The organism is Streptomyces poriferorum, assembly GCF_019399235.1.
Taxonomy (GTDB): domain Bacteria; phylum Actinomycetota; class Actinomycetes; order Streptomycetales; family Streptomycetaceae; genus Streptomyces; species Streptomyces poriferorum.
On record NZ_JAELVH010000230.1, the window covers coordinates 1 to 10983 of the forward strand.

A 10983-nucleotide genomic window follows, 5' to 3' on the forward strand; every position below is an offset into this window, starting at 1 on the left:
CGGGAGGGCCGTGGGCGGTGGGCGGGTAACCACATACCGGAGATCCGGCACAGTTCATTCGGCATCCTAGGGTGCGTGCCGGGAGATAAGGGCGGAGACGCCTCAAAAGTGACCAACACGATGAATCGGCGAATTTCTCAGGCATATGTCGGGCACTGATCCTTTACCGATCACTGCGGCCTCAGGGGGACAAACATGGCAGCCAGGCCTCTCGTCGCACGCCAGCCGAACGAACGGCTCCAGGCGCTCATTCAGGAAGCCGGATGCTCCAACGCGGGCCTCAGCCGCCGCGTCAACATGGTCGGGGCCGAGCGCGGGCTCGACCTCCGTTACGACAAGACCTCCGTGGCCCGCTGGCTGCGCGGACAGCAACCACGCGGCAGGGCACCGGGCATCATCGCCGAGGCGCTCGGCCGCAAGCTCGGCCGTACGGTCACGATCGACGAGATCGGCATGGCCAACGGCAAGAACCTGGCCTCCGGCGTCGGCCTGCAGTTCGCCCCGACGGTGGTCGGGGCGATCGAGCAGGTCTGCGAGCTCTGGCGCAGCGACGTCGGCCGCCGCGACTTCCTGTCCGGTTCCGCGGTCGCGTCCTCGGCGCTGGTCGAGCCCAGCCGGGACTGGCTGATCACCGGCGCGGACCCGCAGGTGGCGCGGGTGGCCGGGGCCAGGGTCGGAATGCCGGACGTCGAGGCGGTGCGGGCGACGACCGCTGCGCTGGTCGACCTGGACCACCGCTTCGGCAGCGGCCAGGTGCGGCCGGTTCTGGTGCACTACCTGAACAGTGTGGTCTCCGGGCTGCTCTCGGGGGCGTACCGCGAGTCGACCGGGCGGCAGTTGTTCGCCGCGGTCGCGCGGCTCACCGAGCTCGCCGGGTACATGGCGATCGACACGGGCCAGCCGGGCCTGGCCCAGCGGTACTACATCCAGGCGCTGCGCCTCGCCCAGGCGGCGGGCGACCGCGCCTACGGCGGCTATGTGCTGGCAGCCTCGATGAGCCATCTCGCGGCCCAGCTCGGCAATCCGCGGGAGATCGCCCAGCTGGCCAGGGCGGCGCAGGAAGGGGCGCGCGGCAGGGTGACGCCGCGGGCGGAGGCGATGTTCTACGCGGCGGAGGCGCGTGGCCACGCACTGCTCGGGGACGCCCGCACCAGCCAGGCGGTGGCGGGCCGGGCGCTGGCGGCGCTGGAGCAGGCCGATCCCGAAAGCGGGGACGATCCCGACTGGATCACGCACTTCGACCACGCCTATCTGGCCGACGAGCTGGCGCACTGCCATCGTGACCTCGGCCAGGCGGAGGCGGCCGCGCGCCGGGCGAAGGAGGCCCTGGGCGGCCTTCCGGAGTCCCGTGCCCGCCGCCGCGGCATCGGCCTGGCCCTGCTGGCCGCGGCGCAGGTGCAGCTGCGTGAGGTGGAGCAGGCCTGCCACACCGGGACGCGGGCGATGGAGCTGCTGGGCACGGTGCGCTCCAGCCGGGGCGCGGAGTATCTGGACGACCTGCAGCATCGCCTGGTGCCGTACGGGGACGAGCCCGCGGTACGGGAGTTCGGAGCCCGCCTGGAGCTTCAGGCGGCCTGACGGGAGGACGTGTACGGACCCGTGGTGCGCGGGCGCCCCCTTAACTGCGTCTTGAGGCAGCCGAGTGTTACAGCCGGTGTGAAGGGCTGGTGAGTGACAACACGCGCTTGGCGAACGGCGGGGACCACCCGGTAGCGTGAGCCGACGATTCCATAGGTTCACACGTAGGAGTCCCGGTGACACAGAGCGGACAGGGTGACGAGCAGCAGCTCCCTGCTGTACGACCCGCGCACGAGGGCGTCGTGCTGCCCGCGGGCGGCGGCGAGCCCTGGACGCCGGGGGGACCCGCGGACCAGGCGGCCCCGGCCGGCGGTCAGCCGTGGGGCCGGCCCTGGGGACCGCAGGCGTCCCACCAGGACCCCGCGCAGCAGGAGCGGAACCAGGCCCAGGGCGGGTACGGACAGGACCAGCAGGGCGGCGCGTACGGGCAGCAGCAGGGGCAGTACGGGCAGCAGGCACCGCAGCCGCAGCACGGTTCGTACGGGCAGGGACAGCAGGACTCCGGGTACGGCCGGCCTCAGCAGCCCCAGCCCCACCAGCCGTCGCCGTACGCCCAGCCGCTGCCGCCCGAGGCGGCGCCCGGCGGGAGCGACGCGGACGCCACGCAGTACATCGCGGCGGTTCCGGCCGGTCCCGGTCCCGGGCCGGGCGGCCTGCCGCCGGAGGCTCCCGCGGAGTCCACGCAGTTCCTCGGCCGTGACCCGCAGCAGGCGTACCAGCAGTCCGGCGGCCACGCCGCGCCGCCTCCGCAGGGCGGCCAGGACGCCGACGCGACCCAGTACATACCGCCCGTGCCCGGTGGCGGCATACCGCCCGTGCCCGGCGGCGCCCCGTACGGCATCCGGCCCGGGGCACCCGGTGAGCGGCAGCCGCCCGCGGAGTTCGACAACCTCTTCCGCAGCGACGAACCCGCGGGCGCCACCCAGCAGATGCCCCGGTTCGACCCCACGCAGCAGCACCAGCAACACCCGGGCGGGCAGCAGCAGTACCAGGGCGGGCCGCCCCCTCAGGCGTACCAGCAGGCGCCCCCGTACACGGGGCCCGACGACGGGCTGCCGCAGAGCGGGCAGGACGGGCGGCGCAAGAAGTCCGCACACGTCCCGCTGATCGCCGCGGTCGTCGTGGGCTGCGCCGTGATCGGGCTCGGGGCCGGCGCCCTGATGAGCGGTGGCGACGAGAAGGGCGAGGACGCCAAGCAGCCGGTGGCGTCGGCGAGTTCACCCGCCTCCCAGCCCGCCACGAAGGCCGCTCCGGACCCGGCGAAGCCGCAGGCCGAGGCGCTCGACAAGCTGCTCGCGGACAGCAACAACAGCCGGTCCGCGGTGATCGGCGCGGTGGAGAAGGCCAAGAACTGCACCGACCTGGACAAGGCCGTGGCCGACCTCAAGGGCGCAGCCCAGCAGCGACGCGATCTGGTGACCCGGCTCAAGGGGCTGTCGGTCGACAAGCTGCCGGACAACGTCCAGCTGTCCGCCTCGCTCACCAAGGCCTGGCAGGCGTCCGCCTCGGCGGACGACCACTACGCGGCCTGGGCCGCGCAGGCCAAGAGCAAGAAGGTGTGCAAGAAGGGCAAGGCCCGTTTCACCACGCACTACCAGCAGGCCAACGTGCAGAGCGGCGAGGCGACCACGGCCAAGAAGCAGGCGTCCAGGCTGTGGAACGCCATCGCGACGAAGTACGGCCTGACGAAGCGGGCGTCCACCGCGCTCTGAGGCCGGACCCGGCGGCAGGCCCCCGGGTCCGGGGCCTTTCCTTCGGATCAGGTGACCCCGGCCTGATCCGAAGGAAAGGCCCTAGAGGTAACCGGATACGACGGTTCCGTCCGAGAAGGTGACGTAGAGAATCCCGCCGACGGCGATGCATTCGCCGTTCTGGAGCAGTTCGTCCGTCTCCCAGTCCTTCGGTCCGGGGTACGTCCTGGAGAGGGGTTCCCCGGACGCCACCGCGAAGTTCGCGATCTCCGCTCCGTTCACCTGGATGAGCCGGTCGTCCGCGAAGTACAGCGGTCCGGGGTTGCCGTCCATGTGTTCCACGGACTCGGACCACAAGGTCCGCCCGGTGTCCAAGTCGTGCAGGGAGACGGTCTCTCCGTCTCCGAACGCCAGGAGGCCGCCGGGCCCGAGCGCGGGGCCCGACCTGACATGGCGCCCCCGGCCCACCAGCGCACGCCGCTTCAGTGTGCGCGCGTCCAGAACGTGCACACCGCCCTGCTCGTCGGCGCCCGCACACACCAGCCGGCCGTCCCGCACCTGCCCCCATTCGCAGGAGACGCCGTCGCTGTCGACGCGGTCGCCCCCGGTCCGTGCGTCGTAGGAGACCAGCCCCTGGAGGAGCCGGGGCACGTAGACACGGCCGCCGGCCACCAACGGCTGCTGGGGGCCGCCGGGGACGGGAACGCGCCACAGCTCCCGCCCGCCGTCTCCTCGTCCCTCGTCTCCGGATCCCAGCCTTCGCGCGGTGAGCAGCCCCGTCCCGTCACCGTCGAAGGGGCCCGCGTAGACGGAGTACATGACGCCGTCGAGCGTCTCCGCGCCGCCCATCGTGTAGCGCCCGGGCGGAGGGTCGTGATGGACGACCCGGTCGCCGTCCCGGACGCGGTATCCGTCCGTTCCCCGGGGCCCGTTGACGTATGCGACGCCCGCGACGACGCCCAGGTTGGCGGCGGTGGCTCCTGCCGCAGAGGTGTCACCTCTGTGCGACCAGAGCGTATGGCCGTAGTTCGCGTCCAGGGCGGTCAGCGCTCCTCCCGTGCCCGCGCACAGAAGGACCGTGCCGTCGAGCGCGCAGGGCCCGGTCCGGGGCTGCGCACGGCCGGTCCAGGGAGACCAGTTGGCCGGGCGGTGCAGCCGGGACACGGCGCCCTTCCCGAAGTCGCGCGGACGCCCCTCCCCGGTGTACGGGGCGAGATACGCGGCCAGGGCCGCTGCGGGCGCCTCGGGCGCCGGCTGCTGCGCCTCGTCGGCCGAGACGACCAGAAGCGCCGAGGTGACGCTCAGTACCGCCAACGCCGAGAGCGCCACCCGGCGCGGCTTCCGGCGCTTCGGCGGCCGGACGCACGAGGACTTCCGGCCGTCACGCACTCTCGCCGCACCGGACGCCGCTCCTTACGGGCAGACGCTGCCCGCCGCGCGCTAGCCGGTCGCGCTGGCGTCCGACAGCGTCTTCGTGACATCCACGAAGTTCTTGCTGTCGGCGACCAGCCGGCCGTCACGCACGACCTGGAACGTCACCTTGCTGTTCACGATGCGCGGATACGAGGACGAGCCGATCATGTCCTCGTAGCGCCAGCGCAGGGCGGGGGTGAGGCCGCCGGTGTCCACCCGGGTGCCGCCGTTGAGGGCCTTGGTGACCTTCCGGGACGTGATGTCCGCCTCGTTCAGCGACTCGACGATCGACTTCAGGGCGGTGTAGGCGATCCAGGTCGTCTGCACGCCCGTGTCGTCCGGATCGATCCGGTTGTCGCCGAAGGCGTGCTTGCTGATCACGTCCCGCATGAGATCCCAGCGCGCGTCGCCGGGGGCGGGGTACCACCCGGTGACGTACGCGCCCTCGAACGGGCTGTCGCGACCGCCGGTGCGGTCGATGAGCGGCTGTCCGATGCTGCCGAGGACCGAGGAGATCCGCACCGATCCGCCGGCCGGCTCCAGCCGTCTGAAGGAGTCGAAGAAGGTCTCCGTACGGTCGCCGAGCACGGCCGTCACGCAGCCGCCGTCCTCGCCCGCCCCCGTCAGCGCGCGTCCGGCCGCCGCGTCGTACGACGTGGCCCCCTCGTCCGCCCGGACGTCGACCGGTGCGGGCCGGCGGGCCTCGGCGAGGCCGGTGTTGAGGAGCCACGCCTGGCTGTCGCCGCCCAGGGTGTCGGGGCGCACCAGGGAGACCCGGTCGCAGGTGGCGGCGAGCTGCTTCGCGTTGCCCGCCAGGAGCGCCGACTGGCCGCCGGTGACCGGGTAGGACATGTAGCTCCGGAACTCCTCCTCGGAGGCGCCGTAGCCGCCGATGTACGGGATCCCGGCGACTTCGAGCGGCGCCATGAACGCCCGCCCGTGCCGGCTGTAGGAGCCGAGGACCGCGACGGCCTTCTCCTTGACGGCCCGGCGGGCGCAGTTGCCCGCGCCGATCGAGCTGTCCTGCTCGTCGCAGGTGACCACGCGCAGCTCGTGCCCGTCGACCCCGCCCTCCTGGTTGATCCAGCGGGCGTACGTCTGCGCCATCGCGGTCATGCCCGCCATGTTGGCGGCGTCCGGCCCCGAGGCGCCGCTCGGGGCCCAGGTCACGACGGTGACGGGCTCCCTGGAGTCCCCCGAGGCCCCAGGGAGCACACCGCAGCCGGTCATCAGCAAAGCCCCTGCCGCCACCGCACCGGTGAGCAATCTGAAGGGGCGGGGGGAGATGGGGCGTCGCCGTCCGGTCATGGGCACAGACACTTCCCGTCCCCGGGTAACGCCGCAGTGTGCTCCGTTCAACGCTCGGTGACGCCCAGGTGAATTACAGGGGGCCGTACGGAAAGCCGGAAAGGGAACGTACGATCGACAACCGTGCAGCAAGGTTCCGAGAACTCTTCCCGTCGCGGCCGTCGCTCCTCCACCATGGGCGGCATGCCGCTCAACGACATTCCGTGGTGGCGCTGGCGCAGCAACGTGCGCTCGGCGCTGCACATGCTCTCCGACCCCGTCTTCCATCACGAGTGCTGGCTGGCCGGCCGGGAGGGATACGGCGACGTCACCGACGCCGTGTACCGCCTGGTCGAGGACACCTGGCTGGACAACTGGTCCGCCGAGAAGTACGTCGGCACGGTCTTCCGGGACTCCGGTGAGGCCGCCCTCGTCGACGTCGCCGTGCTGCGGGTGCTGCGCATCATGCACCAGGTCGGCGCGGACGCCCCCGTCTCCGCCTATCTGGAGCACCACGGCTGGCCGGAGGCCGTCAGAGCCGCCCGCGAGGCCCATGTGCTGCTCGCCACGAACGACGGCGAGGACCCGGACGTCCCGCCGCGCTCGCTGGACGTGCTCCGCATCATGACCAGGAGTTGAGAGGCCGCCTCGTAAAGGTTGACGGTGTGGCACGCTACGGGGATGACCGCGCCGCAGCCTGCTGACACCGCCCCCGAGCAGTACGTCCTCACCCTCTCCTGCCCCGACAAACAGGGCATCGTGCACGCCGTGTCGAGCTATCTCTTCATGACCGGCTGCAATATCGAGGACAGCCAGCAGTTCGGGGACCACGACACGGGTCTGTTCTTCATGCGCGTCCACTTCTCGGCGGACAGCCCGGTGACACCGGAGAAGCTGCGGGCGAGCTTCGCGGCGATCGGTGACTCCTTCCGGATGGACTGGCAGATCCACCGTTCCTCGGAGCGGATGCGGATCGTGCTGATGGTCAGCAAGTTCGGCCACTGCCTCAACGACCTGCTGTTCCGTTCCCGGATCGGGGCCCTGCCGGTCGATATCGCGGCGGTCGTCTCCAACCACACGGACTTCGCCGAACTGGTCGCCTCGTACGACGTCCCCTTCCGCCACATCCCCGTGAACAGGGAGAACAAGGCGGAGGCGGAGGCGCAGCTGCTGGAGCTGGTGCGCGAGGAGAACGTGGAGCTCGTCGTCCTGGCCCGCTACATGCAGGTCCTCTCGGACGATCTGTGCAAGCAGCTCAGCGGCCGGATCATCAACATCCACCACTCGTTCCTGCCGAGCTTCAAGGGCGCCAAGCCGTACCACCAGGCGCACACCCGCGGGGTGAAGCTCATCGGTGCGACGGCGCACTACGTCACGGCCGACCTCGACGAGGGGCCGATCATCGAGCAGGAGGTCGAGCGGGTGGGCCACGGCGTCACGCCGGACCAGCTGGTCGCCGTCGGACGCGATGTGGAGTGCCAGGCCCTGGCGCGTGCGGTGAAGTGGCACGCGGAGCGGCGCATCCTGCTGAACGGCCGCCGCACGGTGATCTTCGCGTAGGGCCTGTCGTTTCCCGGCCGGTCACAGCCTGCTGAGCGAGGCCGCCGCGAAGAGCACGTCCCGGATCGCGTCACGGTCCCCGCGCTGACCGGCCGCCGCCTCCACGGGCGGCACGTGCCCCGCCACCAGCTGGCAGAACTCCACCCCGTCCAGCGCGACCTGCGCCACCGTGTGATCGGGCGAACCGAGCGCGGCGGGGGAGTCCAGGGCGATGTACCAGTTGCCGCCGCCCGAACCCTCGACCTCCAGATGGAGCGAGCGGCCCGGCGACCCCGCCGTCACCAGATGGCGGGCCGGACCGGCGAGCCCCGCCCGGCGCCGTTCGGCCAGGGCGGCCGGCAGGAGCCGTGCGGCCAGGTCGATCATCCGGTGCAGGTGGGCGGCGGAGGGCGGCTCGTACGGGTAGTCCACGGCCTCCGCGATGTCACCGGCGTGCACCCAGCACTCGAAGGCGCGGTCCAGCAGGGCGTCCTGCAACGGCAGGGCGAAGTCGCCGTAGGAGACGGAGAGGTCCGAGACGCCGCGTCCCGCGAAGGACACGGTGCGGATGAGGGTGTGGCTCTGGTCGCGCCACGGTTCGCGGACGGTGCGGGTCGGCGGACGCCGGGCGGCCGACCAGTACGTCTCGGTGCGATGAGTGGGGGCGAGCGGCAGCCCGGAGCCCCGGCGCGGGGCGTCGGGGACGCTCTCGGCGAGCGGGTCGTCGAGACCGAGGGCGGTGCTGACCAGGCCGTCGACGGTCATCAGATGACCGATGACGCCGGCGACCGTCGTCTTGCGGTTCACCCCGCGCTCGCCCTCGAACCACTTCAGCCGTACCGGGGCGTGCCACTCGGAGTCACCGATGTCGCGCAGCAGCGCGTCGAGCCTGGCTGTCTCCGCGTCGTACGGGGAGGCCCACTCCGGCACCGGGATCTTGGCCGGCCGGCGGCTCAGGCAGTTCTCCAGCACCCGGCTCCGGAGCATCGGATCCAGGTCCAGGCTGCGGTCCGTGTGCAGCAGACCGACCGCGTCCCGCAGGCGCAGCGCCTCGTCCGCGCAGGGGGCGCACTCGGTGAGGTGCGCCTCGACGGCGTCGGTCTCCGCGGCCGAGCACGCGGTCAGCGCCCAGGCTCCGAGAAGGGCCTTCAGGACGCGGTGCGGCAGCTTCGAAGCTGGCGGTCCGGCGTCGTGTTCCTGGGTCACGGGGACGGCCTTCGGTGGCGGGGCGAACCGGTCGGGGTCGAAGTCGTCGGCGGCCTTGGGCGGCGGGGTGAACCGGTCGGGGTCGAAGTCGTCGGCGGCGGCCCGCGGGCCCGGTATGCGGCGGGCGCCTCGCACCTCGTCGTCCCGTTTGTCCCCCTCGCGGCTGCCCTCGTCGCGGCCGTCCGGGTCGTCGGTCACAGCGGCCGCCCGTATCCGGGCGGTGAGGAGCCCTCCAGCGGACGGGTGTGCGCGGTGGACAGCAGCTGCAGCCCGAGCCGCAGCCGGCGACGCGCCTCGTCCTCGGTGACGCCGAGGTCGGTCGCGGTCTGCCGGTAGTCGCGGCGCTGGATGTACGCGAGCTCCAGCGCGGCCCGCAGCGGTGCGGGCATGGACGCGACGATGTAGTCGGCCCGGGCCGCCGCGGTGGCCAGCCGTACCCGCTCCTCCAGGTCGGCCGGCGCGAAGCCTGCCGCGTCGTCCCCGTCGTCGTCCCCGCGCCCGTCGTACTCGTCGTCCGTCCGCTTGGCGGCGGTCCTGCGCAGCCGCTGCACGGACTCGCGGTGTGTGAGCCGGGCGACCCAGGCGCGCATCGAGCCCTGCTTGGGGTCGTAGGCGTCGGGGTTCTCCCACACGTAACCGAACACCTCGCGGGTGACGAGGTCGGCGGCGCTCTCGTCGTCCAGCATCCGGCTGGCCTGGCTGTGCACGAGGGAGGCGAACCGGTCGTAGAGCTCACCGAGGGCCGCGGCCTCGCCGCGTGCCAGCCGCTGCTGCATGCTGCGGTCCCAGCGGGGTGGTGTGTTTTTGGCCATCCGACCCCCAGCCCTGTCCCGGCAGGGCCTCGTGCCCTGTACCCCTCGTCACATCGAATGTAGTCGGCAAGGCTGACCGAGCACGCCCCTTTACGGCAAGTACGTCCCTGCGATCGCCCCGGATGGTAGGGAATGCGGCGCCCCGCAGGGTCGGAATCGGTCCCGAAGTGATCGCTTCTGCCCGAAACCGTTCTGGGCCTACGTGCGGGAGGCGGTGTTTCATGGGGAGTACGCCGGGGCAGCCGCGAGGAGGAACGCAAACTTCCGGATCACTGGAATCCCCCGGGATCCCCGGAGCGAGAGGCCCAGTCGCGTGACACTGAGAGTGGCCGAGACCGAGCGGGGCGAGTGGACCGTTCTGCACATGCACGGCGAACTGGACCTGGTGACCTCACCCGTCGTCCGCCAGTCCGTCCACGACGCGGTGGCCGTGGGCCGCCACGATGTCGTACTCGACCTCTCCGAGGTCTTCTTCTGCGACTCCAGCGGCGTCAGCGTCCTGATCGCCTCCCGCCGTCTGATGCGCTCCTGCGGGGGCCGGCTGCGGCTGATCCTGCCCGCGCGGGGCGCCGAGGACGGCTCCCACGTCAACCGGGTGCTCGGCGCGCTGGGCGTACGTCGGCTGTTCGAGGTCTACCCGGACTGGGACTCCGCCGTCGACGACGAAGCCCAGCCGCTCTCGGCCTGAACGGCCGCGGTCACCGGTCCGCGGCGGACATTAATACCGGGTTGTCACACTGGTGACGCGCGTAAGTGACACGTGACGCCTGCGGGCGTCGTACGCTCCCCGCATGGACAGCGCAGAGTATGAGCGCAAGATCGCCTTCCGCTTCGCCGCCTTCGACCAGGACGGCAACGGATACATCGATCGCGCGGATTTCAGTGCCGCCGCGGCCCGTCTGCTCACCGAATTCGGTACGACGGCCCGCTGCGACAAGGGCCAAGCGCTCTACAGCGGCGCCGAGGCGTTCTGGCAGGGCATGGCGGGCATCGCCGACGTGGACGGGGACCAGCGGGTCAACCGGGAGGAATTCGTGGGCGGCGCGGTGAAACGCCTCCGCGACAGCCCCGAGCGCTTCGCGGAGATCGCCCGCCCCTTCCTGCGGGCGGCGATCGCCGTGGCCGACCCGGAGAACGACGGCGCCGCCGCGGTGTCCGCCGTCGAGCGGGCCCTGCGGGTCCTCGGCGCGAGCGCGGACGCGGCGGCGTTCGCCGCGCAGAGCCTGGACGCGGACCGCGACGGACGGATCGCGGAGGCGGACGCGGTGGCGGCGTTCGCCGCGTATTTCACTGTGATCGAGCCTGACGCGTAGCCCTTGGGCGGGCGGCAGTGGGGGCCTTGACCTTGTCCCGGTCCGGGGCGCGGGGTTCCGTCCTCAATCGCCGGACGGGCTTGATGTGGTGCGGGTCGCTCCGCGGGGTGCGGCCGCGCCCACGCCGGTGGTGGGGGTCCGGGG

General features: G+C 72.0%; 11 protein-coding genes. 7 read left to right on the forward strand and 4 right to left on the reverse strand.

Annotated elements, in window-relative coordinates:
* Positions 1-195: 195 nt before the first annotated feature.
* Positions 196-1578: an NsdA family TPR-like regulatory protein gene (locus JGS39_RS30000; protein ID WP_219572844.1), complete on the forward strand. Its 1383-nt coding sequence runs from the start codon at positions 196-198 to the stop codon at positions 1576-1578.
* Between the two features lie 176 nt (positions 1579-1754).
* Complete coding sequence (locus JGS39_RS30005) at positions 1755-3290, forward strand: hypothetical protein (protein ID WP_219572845.1); 1536 nt, start codon at positions 1755-1757, stop codon at positions 3288-3290.
* 81 nt (positions 3291-3371) lie between these two features.
* Here JGS39_RS30005 and JGS39_RS30010 read toward each other — a convergent pair whose 3' ends face one another.
* Positions 3372-4583, reverse strand: coding sequence for a PQQ-binding-like beta-propeller repeat protein (locus JGS39_RS30010; RefSeq protein ID WP_219572846.1), 1212 nt, complete (start codon positions 4581-4583; stop codon positions 3372-3374).
* Between JGS39_RS30010 and JGS39_RS30015 the strand changes: the two genes are divergently transcribed.
* Positions 4564-4713: a hypothetical protein gene (locus JGS39_RS30015; RefSeq protein WP_219572847.1), complete on the forward strand. Its 150-nt coding sequence runs from the start codon at positions 4564-4566 to the stop codon at positions 4711-4713. The genes JGS39_RS30010 and JGS39_RS30015 overlap by 20 nt on opposite strands.
* Here the strand turns inward: JGS39_RS30015 and JGS39_RS30020 are convergent.
* The gene (locus tag JGS39_RS30020) at positions 4710-5990 is read right to left on the reverse strand and encodes an ABC transporter substrate-binding protein (RefSeq protein ID WP_219572848.1); all 1281 of its coding nucleotides are present in this window, start codon (positions 5988-5990) and stop codon (positions 4710-4712) included. The genes JGS39_RS30015 and JGS39_RS30020 overlap by 4 nt on opposite strands.
* Before the next feature lie 174 nt (positions 5991-6164).
* On the opposite strand from JGS39_RS30020, the gene JGS39_RS30025 reads away from it, so the two are divergent.
* Both JGS39_RS30025 and purU read left to right on the forward strand, forming a co-directional pair.
* Complete coding sequence (locus JGS39_RS30025; protein WP_148019301.1) at positions 6165-6608, forward strand: SCO4402 family protein; 444 nt, start codon at positions 6165-6167, stop codon at positions 6606-6608.
* A 42-nt stretch (positions 6609-6650) separates the two neighbouring features.
* Positions 6651-7529 carry a formyltetrahydrofolate deformylase gene (purU, locus tag JGS39_RS30030; protein ID WP_219572849.1) on the forward strand — a complete coding sequence of 293 codons (879 nt, stop codon included), beginning with the start codon at positions 6651-6653 and terminating at the stop codon, positions 7527-7529.
* A 21-nt stretch (positions 7530-7550) separates the two neighbouring features.
* Here the strand turns inward: purU and JGS39_RS30035 are convergent, their stop codons facing one another.
* Complete coding sequence (locus tag JGS39_RS30035; RefSeq protein WP_219572850.1) at positions 7551-8912, reverse strand: zf-HC2 domain-containing protein; 1362 nt, start codon at positions 8910-8912, stop codon at positions 7551-7553.
* Complete coding sequence (locus tag JGS39_RS30040; protein WP_219572851.1) at positions 8909-9526, reverse strand: RNA polymerase sigma factor; 618 nt, start codon at positions 9524-9526, stop codon at positions 8909-8911. Before JGS39_RS30040 ends, JGS39_RS30035 begins: the two co-directional genes overlap by 4 nt.
* Positions 9527-9839: 313 nt before the next feature.
* Between JGS39_RS30040 and JGS39_RS30045 the strand changes: the two genes are divergently transcribed.
* Complete coding sequence (locus tag JGS39_RS30045) at positions 9840-10214, forward strand: STAS domain-containing protein (protein WP_219572852.1); 375 nt, start codon at positions 9840-9842, stop codon at positions 10212-10214.
* 103 nt (positions 10215-10317) lie between these two features.
* Positions 10318-10839 (forward strand): EF-hand domain-containing protein, encoded by a 522-nt coding sequence (locus JGS39_RS30050; protein ID WP_219572853.1) that lies wholly within the window; start codon positions 10318-10320, stop codon positions 10837-10839.
* The last annotated feature ends 144 nt before the right edge of the window (positions 10840-10983 follow it).